The organism is Providencia vermicola (assembly GCF_010748935.1).
Lineage (GTDB): Bacteria > Pseudomonadota > Gammaproteobacteria > Enterobacterales > Enterobacteriaceae > Providencia > Providencia zhejiangensis.
This window is the reverse complement of record NZ_CP048796.1, coordinates 2111555-2133976: the sequence shown is the minus strand read 5'-3', so window position 1 is coordinate 2133976 and position 22422 is coordinate 2111555. Positions and strand designations below refer to the sequence as shown.

The window sequence follows — 22422 nt, the reverse complement described above, 5'->3', positions numbered from 1 at the left end:
CTTTCTTATATATCGCCCTTACTCTGGTTACGTCGAGATTTCGAGCACTTACTGTAGTGGATAATTTTTTCCGGGATTATCCGTAGCGATTCAAAGCCCCACAAAAACACGCAAATTCAGATGTATTTCACCGCTTTCATGACCAAGCAAAATTTAATGAAATGCTACCTCACGCAAAACATCAAAATAAAATAAAACTTAAATAAAAAAATAATTAAAACTCAAATCGCAACTAAAAATAATCAAAAAAAATATCCCGCCAATCTATTTTAAACAACATTTTTTGTACTTGATTCCACTTCCACAGTGACACGGTTCATTTCGCCCAAGTTTCATCCGCCTACCTTCTCGTAAAAATGGAGGTAAAGCATCACTTACTCTAGATGCTGGTTTCATGTCAGCTGTAAGTCGTTCCATTTCGTCAGACGCCGCCCATGGATAATCCAACGTCACGCCGAACTGGACTCGCCCATTCGGACTTACAGAAACTCCAAACCATTGAGCTGCATGTTGCTGATACTTGTGTTTTGCACAGTGAGCTTCCAACACAGCAACCGCTTCAGGAGATACCTTTGGATTACAATGAAAGCTGACTCCACAAGGTGGAGTTCTCGAGGCCAGAGTAACATCATGCCGCTTACCATCGAACTGCGCTTTCCTTATGATAGTTTCAAGTATGCGGTGAACATTTCTACAAGCATCCTCATTCATTGAAAGCAAGTGGAACCCGAGTTCAAGTGTTGCCGGGTCTGCTCTATTCTCAATTTCTTTAATCAAATCTTCATAACGTGTTCCTCGCATTTTCGTGAGTATGCCTGCTGGGGTATAATCACCTTGAAGATTATCTCTGCGAACTAACATCGCCGCATCTAAATCTTGTGCGACAGAATCTTCAAGCATCACTAGGTCGTAATTTCCATCTAGCCAGAGATTCTGCTTAAGATGATAGCCAAGCACGGTTAACTCATGCCCACTCATCAACTTATCTGATACAGCCACTCTTAATTTTACATAGCTTAGAAAACGCAATGGCGTTGCCAGCATTTCCGTCAACGTATCTAGGAGGAAAACGTCCATTACGAACGGAGGACGGATGACATTGGTAGTCTGGAATTTCAGTGACTGACTTGCCTGAAAGGCAAGTGCAGGATAGTGTTCAGACACAAGGCTGAACAAAAAGATATCTTTGATGCTAGTCGGAAGAGCTATGTCTTTCTTGTTGTCATCCACCAACCGGCATCCTCCAGCAAGCAGTTCATTCGCACACACCCACCCCTGATCATACGAATCCTGAATGGCGGCAGCGAAGTCGGCCTTTAGCTGGTTGTCGTTGCCCTTGCGTGCTGCAATAGTTAGCTTTTTAGCCTTCGCCTGCAAAACGATGAGTCGATCTCCGTATATGACCAGAACATCAACCTCAGCAACAATATCTTTACCACGATATAGGTTTACATTCGCATGAACATGTTCACTGCCAAAAACCCTAGATAGGCGGCGTGCAGCAAATTGTTCAGTAAAAGCTCCGCGATGCTCAGCAGCTGTCGGGCGATAAGCCTTGTCGTCCCACATCCAAAAGAATGGAGATTCGTATAATGCCTCGTAAATGGCGTAATGTGAAAAGAGAAGTACAGTTCCATGCCCGGTCGGTATGAGCGGTCGAGCAGCGACCTCATTGAAATCCCCAACCTCCTTAAACCCATCGTTATGCCCTGAAAAGAGAAATGCAGCAAAGAAGGCTTGAACTATATTGCCCTCAACACCACTGTGGAATACCACTTCATCTAGCGAGAACTCGAATACTGGCAACCAAGTCGCTAGAGAGCCTCCATCTGATTGAAAATCCGCGATAAGTTTCGTTCCCTTCTCATCCATCAAAGTGCACATTGTCTTCGCTATGATGCGCGCCTGACCAGAAGTGAAGCCTTTGTTTTTAAGCAGCCATTCATCATCCGCCCCAAACTTTTCTGGCACTAAATCTCTATACTGGAAAGCATAAGCTGATTCTGTACCGTAAAAGATTAGTTCTCGCATCCCTGGCCCATGCCACGGGTTTGGAGGCTCCCCTCCCTGCTTCATCGCTTCAGACATAGAAGCGAAGATTGGATAGGACATTGCGTTGTGAAGCTCCTGCATAAGCGCATCAGTACGCTGGACATAGCCATCAATTACAGCTTTCAGTTGCTTGGTTAGGTCCAACGGTCCTTTTACCACGAGACCAAGCAACGTCGTAAGCTCCGTCCGTATAAGGCGCTCACCACTGAACAATCGATCCATGTCAGATGGCTTTAGCGTTCCCTTAATATGAATGACGTTATCGCGATTACAAATTTGCGCAATCGCATGAACATATCCTGGCGAACAAGCTAATACTGCCAAATCCTCAAAAATATGGGCTTCGTCTCTCGGTTTTTCCATATTTTCCCCCCAAAATTATTTACAGCATGGAAGAACATTCTCTTCTCCCATCATCCTCGTTGTTCAAGTTTGCAGTAGTTACCTGTCGAACAAAAATGGCAAGTTCTGCTGAATCCCCACTACGCCTAACCTCATCAAGCAGTTCAGTAGCATAATTTGGGTTGGCACGGAAAAATACCGTCATAGCTTCGTCATGTGATCTGTCTTTCATCTAACCCATAATCTTGGTCGAACGGTATCGACACATATTTTTATGGATAGAAGCGATATAATCCTTACTTACGTATCAAGCATGTCCCACTCATCCCCCAAGACCCATCGCAGGGCAGAAAGCTTCCCATTGAGCATCCCCCAAACAAAGTCGCTCCAAGGCCCAGTATCTTCATATTTATCCCTGACTCGTTGGGCTGCAATTTTTGCTTGGTCGAGGATATCTTCGTGAATCACATCATTGCCGTGGCGTTTTGTGCCAACGGGGACTACCTCTATATCACCATTATCTATGTGATACATCATGTTCATATGGCGGTTGTACCAAACTTTATCGAAGAGCTCGTCCATCGCAGACATGATTTCCTGAAGCCCACGAGTTTCGTCCTCCCAAGCAAAGCTATTCTCATAGTGAAATTCTTCAAGATCGAGCAGATCCTCGATTGCAGAGCTTGTGGTGTTAAAGAATAAAGAGCTGTTGCCGTCAAAAATATCTGCGAAATCGTCGTGTGGCTGCCTGTGGTCTTTGCCGGAAAAATCCGTCACATTGTGAGTGACAAATCTAAAGGTTTCGTACTCACTTATGTGCGACAGCCGAAACTCTTGGAAAGTCTCTGCTAACATTGCATCAGCCACACTATTCTTCTGCTTATGGAACGGTGCCTTCTTAGCGATAGCCCGCTCTGCCGCTCTTATTTTTGCGGCATCAGAGATTATAACTTCGTGGGCCATGTCAAAAAGTTTGGTAACACGATTTACTGTATTTTGATTAACTTCGGAAAGAATAGGCAATCTGTGATTAACATCATCTAAGGTCCTGAGCGCAGTATCTTTACCTTCAACGCCAAAAGACTCAATTACCCCTTTAATTACTCGAAATTCACTGGAGAGTCGTTTTCGCGTAGCCTCAATCACCCTATCTTTATTTCGTTCGTACTCGGCACGTATTAGATCGGGCAGTAGTATTTTGATACTCCCATCCCCTACCAGATGCTCGATGGCAGTAAGCATTGGCAATTCAGCTTTTTTAGAGGAAATATCAAGCCAAACACATGTATCGAGCATTATTAGATGCATTAAAGCTCCCAGAAGTTATGAAAGTCAAAGACCTATATTGTATAAGATCGTTACCTGATAATCTAAGGTGTTTCAAGATGCTATGACTTGAAGAACTACTTTCATGACACTTGAGGGGCTGCGCAGGTATCATGGCATTGAGTTACTATTTTTACCGTCGTTTCTTCCGATCTTGCAACTTCTGCAGATTGCTCCAAAAATCCTCATCAGTACCAAATACGGCAGCAAGAACCCGAGCCTCATCATCCGTAAGACGACGCAAACCGCAGATAATATCGTCAATATACCGCTTGCAGATACCCATAGCTTCCGCCAGTTCATCATGAGACATGTTCAGCGGTTTTAAAAATTCTTCTGTCAGAATTTCTCCCACTGTCACAGGCCCGGCGGTATCTGCTTTTGTGTAGTATGCAAGAATCTCTGAACGCCCCTGCTCATACGTAAGCTCACCTGAAATAATACGTGCCTTAATGGACTCGTACAGTGGCGTACCACTGGGGTCCATTCCTTCAAGTCTCAGGGAAGCCTCTGCTTTGCGGAAGCCCTCAATACGTAACCGTGTATAGGGAGTCCTGGACATGTTTTTCCTTTGAATTGCAGGAGTAAAGTTCGCACAGTGAAAGCGCCAGCTCACGCTACCTCGTTAACTGACGCACGTGACTCAAGATTTATTATTACCCGATAAGCTATCATCGGCAAAATCATCATGTTCGCAGTTATCCCGATGAGTAGCTGTCTGCTTACGTATCTGAGTCGCCAACTCCCCTCCAATAGTTTGTTGGACACGAGAAGAATTGCTACTTCGCTTCATTTTCTGGTACTCAGCAGCTCCGTTGGCCATGCTGCTTCCCATATGGCTTGCCATGCGGCCAGCTCGTGAGAATGAAGCAAACCCCTGACTTCCTCCACTGGTGCTAACTGAACAGCTCCCTGCTGACGAACCACCGGAACTGCCTGAGGGTTGGCCTCCAGAAGTATCTACAGAACCGGTATCTTCCCCGCCGCCAAATCCTCCACCGGAACTGCCTCCACCACCTGAACCAGATTCTTCGGCCATGGCAGCTTGCGCAGACTCGAACGCTGCCTTTAATGCAGAGGCTCCGCCGCTGAGTTGAGCTGATGCCCCCATTGCCATTGTTCCAGCACCGCTGATGGCAGTAGCGGCAGCGCCGGTAATCATACCCGCCCCAAATCCACCAATCCCTTGTAAAGATCCCCCTCCTACAACACCTGATAACAACAGTGGTAGCTTATTCGTTAATACTAATAGGATAATTGACGCCAAAAGCAAAACAATAAGACTATTTAGATCAGGAACATCATCTTTAATAAGAGAAAAATATTGATCTAAAAATGATTGTCCAATCCCAATAATTAATGTCATCGTGAATAATTGAATGCCAATCGATAAAACAGTTCGTAAGTAATTAATTGCTATATCAGAGGTCCATTTCGAACCACCAAATCCAAGCAATATAACTCCTGCATAACATAACACCCATGCAGAAACCAACATGATTAGCATATTTATCGCTATAAGGGACATCACTACCAAAACGATTATCGCGACCGTTATCATAATGGTGGATATCATTGGCGACCAAATTGATGCGGCTGAACTGACCTTTGTTAATATCGCAAACGCCATATCAACTATGCTTGAGGGCGAAATACCAGTACTTATTCCTAAAGCATTTGCTGCAAGTTGTCTCATTGAATTAATTATGGATTGAGATATGGATGGGCCATTGATTAAAAGATAGTAAAAAAAACCAATGACGGCAAAAAAGCGAACTATTTCAGCAAGTACGCCTGTCAACCCTTCCCCTTGCATCGCCATCATGCCAAATATCCAAACCATACTTATTAATACCAGCCCCCAGAAGAGCCAATTTGCATAGTCAGCAATTACTGTTGTCCATGTTATTCGCCCAATCTTGTAGCATCTCAGCCCTCTGCTCACGATATTCAGCCTTGTTATAAACAGCTCGTACCCCTTTTTGTTCATGGGCAAGGCTCATCTCAATCCAGTCAGTATTGTACCCGGCCTCATGTAGCAAGGTGCTGGCTGTACGCCGTAAGTCATGGGGACCAAACTTAGGCAACAACTCCCCTTCTTTCTGAGCCAGGCGATACGTCAGTGTCAAAACCCGGTTTAAAGTAGCGCTACTCATTGGCGCATCGGAATCGTACCGCGAAGGAAGGATAAAATCAGAGCTACCGGCAAAGGTTTTGAGAGCAATCATAATATCCATTGCCTGTCTGGAAAGAAAAACCAAATGTGGATTACGTCGTTTCATCCTCTCCTTTGGTATCGTCCATAATGCCTCACTAAAATTGATCTCGTTCCAGGTTGCGTTAGTAAGCTCACTTTTACGTACCATCGTTAACAGCAAAAGTTTAACCGCTGCTCTGATTGATGGCGTCGTTCCTACCCGTTCCATGTACCGATACATCAGACCAATTTCAATTGGCGTCAATGCCCTGTCTCGAGGCTCAAATTTCGCTATGCTTGCAGGCCGTACCAGATCAGCTGGATTCTCCACCTTCTGACCGCGCTCAATAGCCCAGCGATAGACTTGCAATACAATCTCTCTGGCGTGTACAGCTGTCGCCGGTGCCTCTCTCGACAATGTTATCGGTTAATGCGCGTAAGTCTTCATGTGTAATCTCACTAAGTTTCTGCTGGGCAAATTTTGACTTCAACTCCCTTTGATATACCGAACGCCGCATATCACGCGTCGATTCAGCCATTTGATAACCGCGTAACCATTTCTCAGCCCACGCCCCAAAAGTCTCCGCATCTTTGATACGCGCTTTATCTCTGGCTTTTTCCCTCGCAGGCGATCTTCCACTGGCAACCATTTTTTTGGCTTCATTGAGCCGTTCACGCGCTTCTGCAAGCGTGATCCCTCCAACACCATAGCGGCCAAAAGTAACGGTCTCCTGTCTTCCGTTTATTGAATAGTTATAACGAAATGAAATAGTTCCAGCCGGAGTGACCGCAACATACAGACCATCACGATCATTAACTTTATAGAGTTTCTCCTTCGGCTTAAGGTGACGCAGCCTGGTGTCAGTCAACATGGTTTATTGTTTTCCTTTATCAAAAAATACCATGTTGTAAAAAATTCAGAAAAGTTGTTTAACTATCTGTTTTTAATTGAGTTATAAAAAACAAATACCATAACTCAAACGAAATTTATCACATGGTACTTTTTCAAACCTGAATTCGAAACCAGAGAGTACCATCAAAAATTCCATTGAAAAAACCGTGCTTCCCGTTGCTAACAGCTGCCAGAAAGTGCCTGACGAAAAAATAAAAAAGCCCGCAATTACGCGGGCTTAGCGGACTTTTATGCCATCAAGTGCCTGGTCGTGCCAGACGCGAAATCATTCCCACTCAATTGTTGCTGGTGGCTTGCCGCTGATATCGTACACGACCCTAGAAATACCATCGACCTCGTTGATGATGCGGTTTGAGACACGACCTAAGAAGTCATAAGGTAGATGTGCCCAATGTGCTGTCATAAAGTCGATAGTTTCAACAGCACGCAGAGAAACAACCCAATCATACTTACGGCCATCCCCCATCACACCAACTGAACGTACAGGTAAGAATACAGTGAAAGCTTGGCTAACTTTGTGGTAAAGCTCTGCTTTATGCAACTCTTCAATAAAGATCGCATCGGCACGACGTAGCAGGTCGCAATACTCTTTTTTCACTTCGCCTAATACACGTACACCAAGGCCTGGGCCTGGGAATGGATGACGGTATAGCATGTCATAAGGTAGTCCAAGCTCAAGGCCGATTTTACGCACCTCATCCTTAAACAGTTCCTTCAGAGGCTCAACAAGGCCCAGTTTCATGTCTTCTGGTAATCCACCGACGTTATGGTGAGATTTAATAACATGCGCTTTACCTGTCGCTGATGCCGCAGACTCGATAATATCTGGGTAAATCGTCCCTTGCGCCAACCATTTTACTTGCGTCTGTTTAGCGGCTTCTTCATCGAAAACATCAATAAAGACATGCCCGATCGCTTTACGTTTTGCTTCAGGATCATGAATACCCGCCAGCGCACCAAGGAAACGATCTTCAGCTTTAACATGGATAATATTCAGGTCGAATTTACCTGCAAACATTTCCATGACTTGATCAGCTTCGTTTAAACGCAATAAGCCATTATCAACGAATACACAAGTCAAACGTTTACCAATCGCACGGTTTAACAGTAATGCGGTTACAGAAGAATCGACGCCACCTGATAAGGCTAAAATCACATGGTCATCACCGATCTGCTCTTTCAGGCGTGCGACTGTATCATCGATAATTGCGGCTGGTGTCCACAGTGCTTCACAATGACAAATATCTTGTACAAAGCGTTTCAAGATATTCAGGCCTTGGTATGTATGAGTCACTTCTGGGTGGAATTGAACACCGTAGAATTTTTTCTCTTCATTGGCCATGATGGCAAATGGGCAGCTTGGAGTGCTTGCGATAGTTTTAAAATCTGCTGGGATAGCCGTCACTTTATCGCCATGGCTCATCCACACTTCCAGTACTGGCGTACCATTTTCACTGAGTGAGTCTTGAATATCACGGAATAAATCACATTGTTCCTTGATTTCAACTTGTGCGTAGCCAAATTCACGTTCACCAGAAACTTCTACTGCACCACCGAGTTGCATTGACATAGTTTGCATGCCATAGCAGATACCAAGGACAGGCACACCGGCATTAAACACGTAATCAGGCGCACGTGGGCTATCATTTGCTGTCGTACTTTCTGGGCCACCAGAGAGGATGATACCATTTGGATTGAATTCACGGATTTGCTCTTCTGATACGTCCCACGCCCAGAGTTCACAATAAACGCCAATTTCACGAATACGGCGAGCAATCAATTGTGAGTACTGTGAGCCGAAATCAAGGATAAGAATGCGATGCTTATGGATATTTGTTGTCATTTGAGGAGAATTCCAAAAATTCAAGTCAAAAATAGAAAATTGGTAGCTCCGCCATTATTCGCGGAGCTACCCTGAATCATTATCGATTATTGCCCCAGACGGTAGTTCGGGGACTCTTTAGTAATGGTCACATCATGTACGTGGCTTTCTTGAATACCCGCACCACTGATACGGACAAACTCGGCTTTAGTACGCAGGGCGTCAATAGTACCACATCCTGTTAGACCCATACAGGAGCGTAGTCCACCCATTTGTTGATGGATAATGTCTTTTAGGCGACCTTTGTATGCCACACGTCCTTCAATCCCTTCTGGAACCAGCTTGTCAGCTGCATTATCAGATTGAAAATAACGGTCTGAAGAACCTTTAGACATCGCGCCCAGTGACCCCATACCACGGTAAGCTTTATAGCTACGACCTTGGAACAAGATGGTTTCACCCGGAGATTCTTCAGTTCCAGCAAACATTGAGCCAACCATCACACAAGCAGCGCCTGCTGCAATCGCTTTAGAAATATCTCCCGAGAAGCGAATACCCCCATCCGCAATGACAGGGATCCCTGTGCCTTCGAGTGCTTCTACAGCATCTGCAATAGCGGTAATTTGTGGTACACCAACACCCGTTACAATACGTGTTGTACAGATAGAACCCGGACCTATACCGACTTTAACGGCGCTAACTCCTGCTTCAGCCAGCGCTTTTGCGCCTTCAGCAGTAGCAACGTTACCACCGATGATTGGCAGGTCAGGATATTTTTTGCGGGTTTCACGAATACGTTGTAAAACACCTTCAGAGTGACCGTGTGAAGAGTCAATTAACAGCACGTCAACCCCCGCAGCAACTAGCGCGTCAACACGCTCTTCGTTACCACCACCAGCGCCAACAGCCGCGCCAACACGTAGGCGACCTTGTTCATCTTTACACGCATTTGGTTTACGTTCTGCTTTTTGGAAGTCTTTAACGGTGATCATTCCTAACAGATGAAAGTTATCATCAATGACGAGGGCTTTTTCGACGCGTTTTTCATGCATTTTTTGTAGCACGATCTCACGAGCCTCACCCTCTTTGACCGTCACTAAGCGCTCTTTAGGTGTCATCACCGCAGTTACTGGCTGATCCAAATCAGTAACGAAACGCACGTCACGACCGGTAATAATCCCCACTAGGGATTTATCAGCAGCAACGACAGGGTAACCAGCAAAACCATTACGTTCAGCCATTTCTTGAACTTCACGGATTGTTGTATCAGGTGTTACGGTGACAGGGTCAGTCACGACACCACTTTCATGTTTTTTCACGCGACGAACTTCTTCCGCTTGGCGTTCAATAGACATGTTTTTGTGAATGAAGCCAAGACCACCTTCCTGAGCTAAAGCAATCGCAAGGTCAGATTCAGTCACTGTATCCATCGCTGCGGAGAGCATCGGAATGTTCAGGCGGATAGTTGCAGTTAATTGAGTTGATAGATCGGCCGTGTTTGGTAATACGGTTGAGTGTGCAGGAACGAGCAATACGTCGTCGAAAGTTAGTGCTTCTTTTTTAATGCGTAACATAGGCAATATCTCACCAGGCAGCGTTGTGGAAAGGTATAAAATATTGCCGCGGCATTATACACACCGAAACCGTTTGCCTCCAGTCCTTTTTTGAAAAAAAACTTGATAACTGTTCTGACTAGGTTAGTATCAATCAATTAAGTCATTGTTTTAGAATTTGATCTAGCTCACATGTCAACTCAAGAAAATAGTGGAATTTATTCTGTCAGCAAACTCAATCAGGCGGTTCGTGAACTTTTAGACCGTCAGATGGGGAGAATTTGGCTGACCGCCGAAATATCGAATTTTTCGCAGCCTAGCTCTGGTCATTGGTATCTGACGTTGAAAGATGACAAGGCGCAAGTTCGTGCGGCTATGTTTCGCGGGCAAAATGCGCGTGTAACTTTTCGGCCTCAAAATGGCCAACAAGTCTTAGTTCGTGCAACGGTAACACTCTATGAGCCTCGGGGTGACTATCAAATCATCATTGACAGCATGCAGCCAGCGGGTGAAGGCCTTTTACAGCAGCGTTTTGAATTGCTCAAACAGGCATTAGGGGCGGAAGGCTTGTTTGATGCCATACATAAACAACCACTGCCCTCTCCTGCTAAACGTATTGGCGTCATTACATCGGCAACAGGAGCAGCCTTACACGATATTCTGCATATTTTACGTCGCCGAGATCCTTCACTGCCAGTCGTTATCTATCCGACTGCGGTTCAAGGTGAGCAAGCCCCTGCACAAATTGCACGAGCGATTGCATTAGCAAATATTCGTCATGAATGCGACGTATTGATTGTTGGACGTGGTGGTGGCTCATTAGAGGACCTGTGGGCTTTTAACGAAGAAATTGTGGCAAGAGCGATTTTTGCTAGTCGACTGCCTATTGTCAGTGCAGTTGGCCACGAAACCGATGTCACGATTGCCGACTTTGTTGCCGATGTTCGAGCGCCTACACCTTCAGCTGCGGCTGAGTTAGTCAGCCGCAATCAACTTGAACTAATACGTCAATTGCAATCCGCTCAACAGCACCTTGAAATGGCAATGGATTATTATCTTGCAGGCCAGCAACAACGCTTTAGCCGCTTACAGCATCGCTTGCAGCAGCAACATCCACAACTTCGTTTAGCTAGACAACAGCACCAATTGAGTCTTCTAAATCAGAAGATCAATCAAGCGATGACTCGACGCTTACAAGTTGCTCAGTTGCGCTATGATCAGTTACAGCGTCGACTGTCACAACAAGATTTGCGCCCTTTATTGCAAAAACGACACAGCTCATTACAGCAAACGCAATATCATCTGCAAAATATGATGACCGAGTTACTTAATCGCTATAAACAGCGCTTTGCGGTAGCTTGCTCAAAAATGGAAACTGTTAGCCCACTGGCCACTTTAGCTCGAGGCTTTAGTATCAGTGAAACGGCCGATGGCACTGTGGTGAAAAAGACTTCACAGGTGAAATTGGGGCAGAAATTGAAAACACGCCTCAATGATGGTTGGGTAGAAAGTGAAGTCACTGAGGTGACTAAAATGAAAGCGAAACGTACACCTCGCTCAATCAGCAAATAAATGAATCGGTTATTCTCAAAATTTTCAACCTATTTATTTCTCAAGGTTAATTTTGAAAAGATGTCATCAAATTTAGCAAGGACAAGATCAGACAGTTTTAAAATGGCGAGCCAATGCAGGAGTCCTATTGGCCCGTATCAACAGAAAATAATAGACTGATTTTTGAGGATTAATAGCCTTTAACCCGCGAGATAGGCCTCATACCGCTATCAAGGGTCTTAAGGGGTATCTAATCTAGATACCCCAATAATTAAGTTAGAAACGAACTTCTCCCCCAAGCATATAGGAACGCCCTCTTGCAGTGGCATTATTCTTCCCGCGTTCTTCCATAATAGCGGTAGAGTTTGAACGATTTAAGGCATCCGAATACGTCTCATTCGTCACATTATTCACCGAGAACATCAATTTGACATTTTTATTGATTTTATAATCAGCATAAAGATCAATAATGGTAGGTTGCTTTTCATATTTATCTTTAAATGCATCACCATTATTGTCGACCAGCGATTCCACACCGATCCGCTTAGCAGGTCCTGTTACTGTAATAGTCGAACCTAATTTCAATGTTTCATCGAATAGCCTAACGCCACTATCCAGCGTCAAATAATAATCAGGTAACTCAGTCAGATCACCTGCACTGAAGTCAGCAACACTGGCAATTGAGACAGGCTGAGCACTGGTTTCTTTGGTGTAAGACAATGTTGAATAGAAGACGCCTGCATCGTAATTAGCTTGCAGTTCATAACCACGTAAATTAACGTTTCTTGGATCATTCATATAGATATAACTTTTCTGCATAAAATCAGGAAACTCTTTATCCCAGACATCGTCGTTCATTAAACACCATGCAAATTCTGCTTCTGTTCTTGGTCGACATAGCAAATAAGGTTTACTCGTGATGTAATCTTTCACTTTTGTATTGAACCAGAGTGCTTTCATATTGAACTGGTCACCTTGTACAATTAAATCAGGTTTGACGCTATTAAAGCCTATTTGCCATGTTTGTGCTTTTTCCCCTTTTAAAAACGGGTTCATCGAATTACCGCCATTTTGAGAAAAAAAGACTTCCTGTGAATTAGGCGCGCGCATCGAATGAGAATAACTCACAAAAGGCTGAAACTCTGGGATAATTTCAGCTGAGAGTAGCACGCCTGGATTGAATCCCCCTTCACGTAAATCGATTGAAGCATCTCCTTGAGGGAAACATTTCACATCATCGTCACAAGCAGGTTTAAATCCTTTTAATTGATAGTGCATGTAATTTAAATTCAATGATGCGCTGTAAATATCATATTTGACGTTAAATTGCGTATAAAGGCTGGATAGATCTAATGTCCCACTTGGTGAGAATGCATTATAAATCAAGGTATCCTTATTAACCGCACTAGAGACATTTCGCTCATATTTGTTTTTCATCAACTTAGAGCCAATTTGCCATTCATAATCCATATCACCATACGAAAAACGGCTAGTATTGGATAAATTAATACCTTCGGAAATATTTTTAGATTCTCCTTGTCGTAAAGCCCACCCTAATGAATCACCGCTAAATTTTTGATTACTATTACCATAGTTAATCATTAATTCAGTATCAATTAGCTCATTAAGTGGCGTATATTTATATTTAATATAATAATCTTCACTATCTATTTTACGACGCGTTAATTTATTTTGATATAAACGACCACTGAGCTCTATTTCATGGCTATCATTAGGTTTATATTTTAACTTAGCTAATTGTGATTGTGGCTTTTGTTTAAAGGTGTTATCCGTTGCAAAATCATCACTATTATAACCCGCACCATTTTTATAGGAACTAGGGATATTATGTCCACTGACCGCCATCAATCCCCCAAAATACCCATTATCTGAATTCGTTAATGTTTTTCCTGCAACGGCAACCATTCCGTTATAACCTAAGCCATTATCTCCCCAACGCGCCTTACTTCTTACGCCATATAACTGCTTATCGAATATCACATCATCAATGCCAATTGTTCTAAAATTGGCACTCCCTGCAAGAGCATTAACACTGTTCCCCCCATTTAATTGACCTTTTTCAACCTCAACTTCAACGATAAAATTCGGATCAATTAACGCTCCAAAATCATTATTAGGTTGCTGACCGTGAGTATAATTACTCGGTGAAATACCATAATAAGTTTGGGTAACACCATCAACCATCATATTAACGCGACCAAAACCACTTAAGCCGCGAATATTCACGTTTACAGTACCTTGACTTGCATCCATTTGAGTATAAGTCCCTGGCATTGTTCGAATAATTTTATCTAATCCTTCTAGTTTATTCTCCGTACCAACAGCGCTATATGCTCCTGGTCGTTCTAAAGCCTTAACCAATGGTGTTTGTGTTTGTGCACCTGAAACCTTTAACTTACTAAAGTTTATGATGTCTTTATTATCTTGTCGCTGTGTGTCTTCTGCTAAAGCAATTCCATAAAGCCCTGTATATAATAACCCGGCTCCTAGTAGTTTTAATTTGTTATTCATTAAACCATTCCTGTAAACGCAATAATTAAACATGCGCTCACTTGCTTCAAAAGAAAATTTCATATTGAAATTTTTGGCACAACAATCAGGTTATAGTAAAGAGGCTATAACCTAACTGTTGCTTTTAATTACCCATTTAATAATGGGTTATTAGTATATTAGTTTTTTAATTGCGGGAAATATTGTTTTTTATCTTCTAGCATTAAAATAAAACTATAATCAAGAGCAATATCATTCAATGCATTATAACGACCTGATTTACCTCCATGGCCTGCATTCATATTGGTCTCTAATAATAATAGTGAATCACCTAATTTATATTCGCGTAATTTAGCGACCCATTTCGCTGGTTCCCAGTATTGCACTTGAGAATCATGTAAACCCGTTGTCACTAGCATATGGGGATATTTTTGCTTTTTGATATTATCATACGGGCTATAGGCTTTGATTCGCCAATACGCCTCTTCATTTTCAGGGTTACCCCATTCATCATATTCCCCAGTTGTTAATGGAATTGAGGGGTCTAGCATCGTAGTCACCACATCAACAAAAGGCACTGAAGCGACAACACCTTCATATAATTCAGGCGCAATATTGACAACGGTTCCCATCAATAACCCACCTGCACTGCCTCCCATGGCATAAATATGCCCTGGTTGACCATAGCCCTGACTAATCAATGATTTTGTTACATCAACAAAATCAGTAAATGAGTTCATTTTATTAATGGTTTTTCCTTGTAAATACCATTTTTTCCCTAACTCACCACCCCCGCGAACATGAGCAATCGCATAGACAAAACCACGGTCTAATAAAGATAAACGAGAGGAGCTGAATGAAGGGTCAATACTGTAACCATAAGCCCCATAGCCATAAACTAATAATGGATTTTGTGCTTCTTTATACAGATCTTTGCGATACACTAATGACACAGGTACCTTCACACCATCTTGGGCAGTTACCCATAGGCGTTGGCTTTGATATTTCGATTTATCAAAGTCTTTGACTTCTTGTTGTTTCAATAGCTGCTTTTGTTGCGTCTGCATATCTATTTCATAAACAGAAGATGGTGTCGTCATTGACGAATAACCATAACGCAATTTGTGGGTATCAGGCTCTGGATTGTTGCCAATCCATGCCATATAGGCAGGGTCATCAAAGCTCACAAAATTTTCTGCTTTGGTTTGCCAATTGATTTGACGAATATTCACTAAACCATTTTGTCGTTCTTCCAGTACCAACCATTGGTTGAATAACTCAAAGCCTTCTAGGTCAATGTCATCGCGAGGGGCAACCACAGTATTCCAATCGTCACCAATGTGCTTTGCTGAGTACAGGCCAAATAATGGATTCTGATGATTAGAGCGTATGTAAAACTGATCACGGAAATGATCTGGGTAATACTCAACCCCTGTTTTACGTGTTTGAAAGACTTCAACTTGTTTACGTGGCTGATTTGCATCGAGTAAACGATACTCAGCAGTCTCGGTACTTGTGATACCAATAAAAATATAATTTTTTGATGTCGATTTAGACAAGCTGACATAAAAAGTATCATCTTTTTCTTCATATACCATCACATCTTGCTGCTGTTGTGTTCCAACTTGATGGTAAAAAACTTGGTACGGTAAGAGGGTTTGCGGATCTTTATTGACATAAAATAATGTGTTGTTGTCATTTGCCCAAACAATATTACCCGATGTATTCGTCAGTTCAGCATTCTGCCACTCTTGGCTATCTAAAGAACGAAAAGAGATACTATAGTTGTTACGACCTTCTCTATCTTCTGCAATCGCGATGTGTTTGTTATCCGGCGAAACCGTCAGGGTGCCTAAACGATAATACTCACTCCCTTCTGCGCGCTGGTTGCCATCGACAAGTACCTGCCAAGGTTCATGGCTATTAACAGGACGACGTTCATAGATAGGATAATTATTGCCCGCTTCAAAGCGGCTACGATAGGTATACCCATTATAATTATAAGGAACCGACTCATCATCCGCTTTCATACGCGAAAGTAATTCCTCATAAATTTGTTTTTTAAGCCCTTCACCCTGCGCTAATTGCTGCTGACTATACGCATTTTCTTTTTCAAGATAATCAATGACATCTGGTGACTTTCTTTTATCATCTCTTAACCAATAATAATCATCAACACGTACATCACCGTGTGTTGTCATCGTATAAGGTTGTTTTTTCGCCTTTGGTGCTGACATGAATTCCTCCGCAAGGCTATGACTGGTTTGTAGTCCAATAAGTGCTATTAGACAAAATTTAGCGATTCGAGTTGATGCTGGCAATAAATTTGTTCGTATAATCATTTTGTTACTCTAATTGACCATTAATTTTCAAGTGCAAAGTCTATCGGCATTTTTACTGTCACTTTGCCGTTCTTTAGCATTTCAGTCGGTGGTGTGGGGAGAGGCTGTGCGCGAGAAAGAACTCTTTCCGCTTCCCTATCGAGAGAGCGAGTTCCTGAACTTTTCGTCAACGAACTATGAATGATATAGCCTTGTGCATCCACTTCGAACGTCACGACAGGAATGCCTGTTCGGTTACGTCGGCGGGCATCTTCAGGATAGCGTTTAAACGTATTTAATTTACCTAACACTAGCGCTTGCCACTGTTTTTCAGCATCAAGCGTCGCTTGTGATTGACTATTGAAGTCAGCTGCTATTTTGTCCGTCTTTTTTAGCGCCGCTGCATCACTGGTTACAGGGGCATTACTTGCTTTTGAATTATCACTTTCGACGTTTTCAACGGGCTTTTTCTTAGGTTCTTTTTTTTCTTTTTTAGGAACTGTTGGTGCTTTTCTCTTTTCCGCTTTTGTGACTTGCAGTTCTGCATTCTCATTCACCGGAATAGGAGGAAGGTCAAGTTCATCAGGCGTAGCCTCTTGTGCTTTACTTGCCACCGAAACCTCCTGAACTTGACCGATATTCACCTCCGTTAACTGTTTAGCTTCCGCTTCTATGGAAAGCTCCATCACAACGGATGGAGGTGGCGTTAGCTCATCCCATGCTTGGTCATCATTGCTGTGGATAAAAAACCAAATCACTAAAAGATGTAATGCAATCGCAATAATCACCGCCCCACTCATTTTGGTGGTTTGGTAGTACCCTAATGTCATCGTGCCCATTTTAATCTTATTTATTTTTGCTATGCCTAAAACATAAATGATAATTAATTACATATGCAAATGAAAACTATTTCAAGTTAAAATGGTAAAAGCATCACAAATACATTACTAATAGTTATCAAATGGTTACTTTGCATCCACTTTATTTTGGTTTGGTGTATACCAAACATAATCGGCATGAATGTTATCAATGGCATTGTCTTTTTCAGAAATGATTAACACCTTAAATTCAGCGTCTGGTGCGAGATCTTGTACATGCAATGGAACACCGATCGCGCGTGTAGCATGATACCCACCTGCAAATAACATTGCTGGCGTTGGTGCTTGTAATAATGATTTTGCCATCCTGCGGTCACGCATTTGTTGAATAACCGTCATCTTTTGCACTTGCTCTGGCGTTAATGCACCATCATGAGATGTTTCAATCGTTTTACTAATCAACTCTTGGACAACGGGTTGAGTTGAGTAGACACCATTAAGAACGGGAGGTTTTTCATAAGCTTCTGTGATTTCCTCAGTATTTAAGTTAGCCGAAAGCACAGGGTAAGGCGCTTTAAGTAAATATTTCGTTAACTCACCGTACTGCTCCCATGGCCAACCTTTTTGCCATTTTAGTTTTGATTGAAGCTTTTCATCCCGAATGTAGGGATTCCCCTGCATTTGTGCCTTAACGGCATCCACACTCTTTTGTTGATCCGGCTTAATCATTTCAAGCAAAACAGATCCTTGTGGACGTGTTTTATGCATTTCCTGTGCGAGCCACTGCTCGATTTGATGGTGATACAGATTGTCATGCTTTTCGCCAACAATAACGCGCGATGATTGCGATAGTTGTTCAATAAGTTGCTGAGGTGTGATGGATTGCCCCGTTTGTAGATCAATGATTTGCCCTTGCCCTGTCAATCGGCTATCAAGCTCTAAAGGTTTTTGTTCGACTTGCTGCGCACAACCTGCAACAAGCAGTAATGCCATCGCGATAAGGGAGGATTTTACCTTCAATCTTACTGATATCATTATCTTTTCCATCTATTAATAATTGTGTATAGAACCACTCAAAATACAGATAATGATAATTATTTTCAATTAAAAAAGACCTCTGAATTTAAAAACTCAGAGGTCTTTCAAGATTAAATCAAATTACAGGGGGTGAGTCTGTGCTTCAACAGCAGCTAATGCCACCATATTCACAATACGACGCACGGAAGCTATCGCAGTCAATATATGAACAGGTTTGGAAACCCCCATCAATACAGGCCCGACAGTCACACCGTCTGAACTCGTCACACGCAATAAGTTATAACTAATACGTGCCGCTTCCATATTTGGCATAATCAGCAAGTTTGCAGAGCCTTTTAATGGACTATCCGGCATAACATCTTTACGAATTGATTCAATTAATGCCGCATCAGCGTGCATTTCACCATCAATTTCCAGATGTGGTGCTCGAGCTTTAACAAGTGCTAACGTATCACGCATTTTTTGTGCTGACGCACAGTCAGATGAACCGAAACTTGAGCGAGATAGGAGTGCCACTTTAGGTTCAATACCAAAACGATGCACAGTGTCTGCTGCCATTAATGTGATTTCTGCAAGCTCTTCAGGTGTTGGATCTTCATTGACGTAAGTATCTGCAACGAATGTATTTCCGGTTGGTAATAACAGCGCATTCATCGCACCCGCGGCATGAACCCCTTCACGGAAACCAAACAGATTTTTCACAACACTGTAGTGCTCACTATAGCTGCCAATGGTGCCACAAATCATGCCGTCAGCTTCACCACGCAGCACCATGATGCCTCCGATTAAGGTCGGATTACCAATTACGGCGCGGCGAGCCATCTCCTGTGAAACACCTCGGCGTTTCATGATTTGATAGTATTCTTGCCAGTACTCTTTGAAACGTGGGTCATTTTCATTATTGACCACTTCAAAGTCTTTACCAAGCTCAATGTGCAGACCCAATTTTTGAATACGCATTTCAATGACACTTGGGCGACCAATTAGGATTGGGAAGGCTAAACCAAGAGAAACCAATTCTTGCGTCGCATGTAATACACGCTCCTCTTCCCCTTCCGCCAACACAATACGTTTTTTCTGTGTTTTTGCTTGTGAGAAAATTGGCTTCATAAACAAGTTTGTTTTGTAGACAAACTGATTGAGTTTTTCAATATAAGCATCAAAATCTGCAATAGGACGTGTTGCTACCCCTGAATCCATTGCCGCTTTTGCAACTGCTGGTGCAATTTTCACAATCAATCGTGGGTCAAACGGTTTTGGAATAATATATTCAGGGCCAAAAAATAGGTCTTGGTTTCCATAAGCAGAAGCCACTTCTTCACTTTGTTCCGCTAATGCCAAATCGGCAATTGCATAAACACAAGCAAGTTTCATCTCTTCATTAATCGTTGTTGCCCCAACATCGAGTGCGCCACGGAAAATGAATGGGAAACACAGCACGTTATTCACTTGGTTTGGATAGTCTGAACGACCAGTACAGATAATAGCGTCTGGGCGTACTTCTTTGGCTAATGGCGGTAAAATTTCTGGCTCAGGGTTAGCAAGCGCTAAAATAAGAGGGTCTTTCGCCATGGTTTTTACCATGTCTTGAGTTAATACCCCAGGGCCAGAACAGCCAAGGAAAATATCCGCATTTGGGATCACATCAGCCAACGTTCTTGTGCCATTGTCTTCAATTGCATACGCGGCTTTTGTGACATCCATTTTCTCATCACGGCCTTTGTAAATGACCCCTTTCGAGTCACATACCGTGATATTTTCATGTTTTAAACCTAATGTCACCAATAGGTTCATACAAGCAATGGATGCGGCACCTGCCCCAGAAACAACTAAGCGTACATCACCGATATCCTTTTTAACGATACGTAATCCGTTAATCACCGCCGCTGTACAGATGATCGCGGTACCATGTTGATCATCATGGAATACAGGAATGTTCATTCTTTCACGTAGTTTCTGTTCGATATAGAAACATTCCGGCGCTTTGATATCTTCTAAGTTGATACCACCAAAAGTAGGCTCTAGAGAGGCAATGATATCAACAAGTTTATCCGGATCTGTTTCATCAACTTCGATGTCAAAGACATCAACGCCAGAAAACTTCTTAAATAGCACCCCTTTCCCTTCCATCACGGGTTTACCCGCCAAGGCTCCAATATTACCTAATCCCAAAACGGCGGTACCGTTCGAGATCACACCGACAAGATTCCCTTTTGCAGTATAGCGATACGCTTTAAGTGGTTCAGAAGCGATTTCAAGGCATGGGACTGCAACGCCTGGTGAATATGCAAGAGCCAAATCGCGCTGAGTTACCAATGGTTTGGTCGGTGTTACAGTTATTTTTCCTGGATGAGGAAACTCATGAAAATCAAGAGCACTTTGTTTTAATTTATCATCCATCATCAAGTCCTTTCAAAGTAGGTAGGGTAAAAGCAGTGACAGTATAAACATATCAGGCAAGCAAATCATGATCTTGGCGACAATTTCCAGAAAATTCTTTTGCTTACAGTATTGCATGAGACGATTCAGTACAATTTACTGCGCCCTTTCCCTGCTAATCCAAATAATAATTCTATATAGATATAATTATCCTTGATAATTTTAATCATGTAAAAATCACGTTATTATTTTTTATGTTCCGTCTGTTTTTAAATATCTGTACTTCTATTTTAACTACATCCATTAATATAAAAAATCGTATATTAATAAAACACAAAAATGATAAAAAAATAAAGTGACCCTATATTATAAACATTAATTTTATATTCATTATTTACTAACTTCATACTGTCAGTATAGGCATAAAAGGAATCCACTATGTCTTCCCAAACCGTTATGATCATTGATGAACATCCGATTTATCGCTATGGTTTACGACAATTAATCAACGCAGATGAAGATTTTCATGTCACAGCAGAAAGCTGTAATTGCTCTGAAGCACTACATATTGCGGAGGAAATACAACCTAATATCATTCTTATTGACACCAACATCTATGGTATTAAAACATTCGAAACGATCAGGTCATTACGCAAATACTGCCTGAAATCCTACCTGCTCGTTCTATCATTTTCTTCATCTAAAACAGATGTCTATAGCGCAATAGATTCTGGAGCACAAGGTTACTTACTCAAAAATAGTGACCTTGATATGCTCATGAACAGCATGCGTAAAGCGGCTGCGGGTCATCATGTGTTTAGTGAAAAAGTGTATCAGTGCCTGAGCAATCGTCATCGGCTGCATGATCCTGTGTCATCGTTAACGCGCCGAGAGCGTGAAATACTACATGAAATAGCCGCGGGACTAAAAAATAGAGAAATATCGAAATTACTTTTTATCTCGGAAGAAACGGTGAAAGTGCATATCCGTAATTTACTAAAAAAATTAAATGTACGTTCTCGTTTAGAAGCCAGCTTAATATATATGCGCTCTAAATAATAAACTTTCAAATTGTTTATCGCTTCACTAAAAAATAGATAAAACTGGATTGTCGCTTTTTTATTTAATCAATAGATTAACTTTTCTTTCTGGAGTTAAGGGGTAGATCATAATGTCATTTTCACGCATCATGTACAACTAACTGTTAGTTATCAAAGGAAAACCTCATGTCCAACACTTCCTCTTACATCATGTATGGCATCAAAAATTGTGACACGATCAAAAAAGCTCGCCGCTACTTGGAAGACAATGATATTAGTTACCAATTTCATGATTATCGCGTTGATGGAATTGATGATGCCTTACTCTCCTCTTTCATCGCAGAACTGGGTTGGGAAGTCTTAGTCAACAAAAGAGGGACAACTTGGCGTAAACTTAGCGACGAGGAAAAAAATGCCGTTGTCGATGCTGAAAGTGCTAAGCAAGTCTTGTTGGCAGAACCCGCAATGATCAAACGACCCATTCTTGTATCAGCAGATAAGCGTTATCTTGTCGGCTTTTCTGCTGCTGAATACCAACAGTTTACCCAATAAGCTGGAG

The 22422-nt window shown here is 42.3% G+C and carries 13 protein-coding genes and 2 pseudogenes; 3 read left to right on the top strand and 12 right to left on the bottom strand.

The genetic code is table 11. From position 1 onward, the window contains the following. Positions 1–264: 264 nt before the first annotated feature. The 7 genes and pseudogenes from G3341_RS09535 to guaB all read right to left on the bottom strand — a co-directional run bounded on the left by G3341_RS09535 (position 265) and on the right by guaB (position 10226). Positions 265–2415 (bottom strand): nuclease-related domain-containing protein, encoded by a 2151-nt coding sequence (locus G3341_RS09535; protein WP_163861482.1) that lies wholly within the window; start codon positions 2413–2415, stop codon positions 265–267. A 279-nt stretch (positions 2416–2694) separates the two neighbouring features. Beyond that, positions 2695–3702: a PIN domain-containing protein gene (locus G3341_RS09530; RefSeq protein ID WP_148407672.1), complete on the bottom strand. Its 1008-nt coding sequence runs from the start codon at positions 3700–3702 to the stop codon at positions 2695–2697. Positions 3703–3853: 151 nt separating this feature from the next. Continuing rightward, a complete protein-coding gene (locus G3341_RS09525) occupies positions 3854–4336 on the bottom strand; it encodes a HigA family addiction module antitoxin (protein WP_244316501.1) in 483 nt (160 codons plus the stop codon). Between the two features lie 27 nt (positions 4337–4363). Continuing rightward, a pseudogene (trbL, locus tag G3341_RS09520) lies at positions 4364–5626 on the bottom strand (P-type conjugative transfer protein TrbL); the annotation flags it as partial. Beyond that, positions 5604–6789, bottom strand: a pseudogene (locus tag G3341_RS09515) (tyrosine-type recombinase/integrase). The pseudogenes trbL and G3341_RS09515, both read right to left, overlap by 23 nt. A 306-nt stretch (positions 6790–7095) precedes the next feature. Next, positions 7096–8673, bottom strand: coding sequence for a glutamine-hydrolyzing GMP synthase (guaA, locus tag G3341_RS09510; protein ID WP_154624338.1), 1578 nt, complete (start codon positions 8671–8673; stop codon positions 7096–7098). Positions 8674–8759: 86 nt separating this feature from the next. Further along, on the bottom strand, positions 8760–10226 hold the full coding sequence (guaB, locus tag G3341_RS09505; protein WP_154624339.1) for an IMP dehydrogenase: 1467 nt from the start codon (positions 10224–10226) through the stop codon (positions 8760–8762). Positions 10227–10397: 171 nt separating this feature from the next. Here guaB and xseA point away from each other — a divergent pair, with 171 nt between their 5' ends. Continuing rightward, positions 10398–11777 (top strand): exodeoxyribonuclease VII large subunit, encoded by a 1380-nt coding sequence (xseA, locus tag G3341_RS09500; RefSeq protein WP_163861479.1) that lies wholly within the window; start codon positions 10398–10400, stop codon positions 11775–11777. 255 nt (positions 11778–12032) lie between these two features. Here xseA and G3341_RS09495 read toward each other — a convergent pair whose 3' ends face one another. From G3341_RS09495 to maeB, 5 genes are all read right to left on the bottom strand, one after another. Beyond that, positions 12033–14288, bottom strand: coding sequence for a TonB-dependent receptor domain-containing protein (locus G3341_RS09495; RefSeq protein WP_163861475.1), 2256 nt, complete (start codon positions 14286–14288; stop codon positions 12033–12035). A 158-nt stretch (positions 14289–14446) separates the two neighbouring features. After that, a complete protein-coding gene (locus G3341_RS09490) occupies positions 14447–16609 on the bottom strand; it encodes a S9 family peptidase (RefSeq protein ID WP_163861472.1) in 2163 nt (720 codons plus the stop codon). 20 nt (positions 16610–16629) lie between these two features. Further along, on the bottom strand, positions 16630–17427 hold the full coding sequence (locus G3341_RS09485; RefSeq protein ID WP_154623918.1) for an energy transducer TonB: 798 nt from the start codon (positions 17425–17427) through the stop codon (positions 16630–16632). 126 nt (positions 17428–17553) lie between these two features. Further along, on the bottom strand, positions 17554–18441 hold the full coding sequence (locus tag G3341_RS09480) for a ChaN family lipoprotein (protein WP_231131764.1): 888 nt from the start codon (positions 18439–18441) through the stop codon (positions 17554–17556). Between the two features lie 123 nt (positions 18442–18564). Next, positions 18565–20844, bottom strand: a complete 2280-nt coding sequence (gene maeB / locus G3341_RS09475) for an NADP-dependent oxaloacetate-decarboxylating malate dehydrogenase (protein WP_163861468.1) — start codon at positions 20842–20844, stop codon at positions 18565–18567. Positions 20845–21261: 417 nt separating this feature from the next. Between maeB and G3341_RS09470 the strand changes: the two genes are divergently transcribed. Together G3341_RS09470 and G3341_RS09465 are read left to right on the top strand one after the other, a co-directional pair. Further along, a complete protein-coding gene (locus G3341_RS09470) occupies positions 21262–21882 on the top strand; it encodes a LuxR C-terminal-related transcriptional regulator (RefSeq protein WP_154624974.1) in 621 nt (206 codons plus the stop codon). 167 nt (positions 21883–22049) lie between these two features. Continuing rightward, positions 22050–22415 carry an ArsC family reductase gene (locus tag G3341_RS09465; RefSeq protein WP_154624975.1) on the top strand — a complete coding sequence of 122 codons (366 nt, stop codon included), beginning with the start codon at positions 22050–22052 and terminating at the stop codon, positions 22413–22415. Positions 22416–22422: the final 7 nt, after the last annotated feature.

Bases quoted from the DNA above. Each gene is read 5' to 3' on its own strand.
- guaA (WP_154624338.1), bottom strand. From the start codon at position 8,673: ATGACAACAAATATCCATAAGCATCGCATTCTTATCCTTGATTTCGGC.
- G3341_RS09465 (WP_154624975.1), top strand. From the start codon at position 22,050: ATGTCCAACACTTCCTCTTACATCATGTATGGCATCAAAAATTGTGAC.
- G3341_RS09470 (WP_154624974.1), top strand. From the start codon at position 21,262: ATGTCTTCCCAAACCGTTATGATCATTGATGAACATCCGATTTATCGC.
- G3341_RS09480 (WP_231131764.1), bottom strand. From the start codon at position 18,441: ATGATATCAGTAAGATTGAAGGTAAAATCCTCCCTTATCGCGATGGCA.
- G3341_RS09530 (WP_148407672.1), bottom strand. From the start codon at position 3,702: ATGCATCTAATAATGCTCGATACATGTGTTTGGCTTGATATTTCCTCT.
- xseA (WP_163861479.1), top strand. From the start codon at position 10,398: ATGTCAACTCAAGAAAATAGTGGAATTTATTCTGTCAGCAAACTCAAT.
- maeB (WP_163861468.1), bottom strand. From the start codon at position 20,844: ATGGATGATAAATTAAAACAAAGTGCTCTTGATTTTCATGAGTTTCCT.
- G3341_RS09490 (WP_163861472.1), bottom strand. From the start codon at position 16,609: ATGATTATACGAACAAATTTATTGCCAGCATCAACTCGAATCGCTAAA.
- G3341_RS09495 (WP_163861475.1), bottom strand. From the start codon at position 14,288: ATGAATAACAAATTAAAACTACTAGGAGCCGGGTTATTATATACAGGG.
- G3341_RS09535 (WP_163861482.1), bottom strand. From the start codon at position 2,415: ATGGAAAAACCGAGAGACGAAGCCCATATTTTTGAGGATTTGGCAGTA.
- guaB (WP_154624339.1), bottom strand. From the start codon at position 10,226: ATGTTACGCATTAAAAAAGAAGCACTAACTTTCGACGACGTATTGCTC.
- G3341_RS09485 (WP_154623918.1), bottom strand. From the start codon at position 17,427: ATGGGCACGATGACATTAGGGTACTACCAAACCACCAAAATGAGTGGG.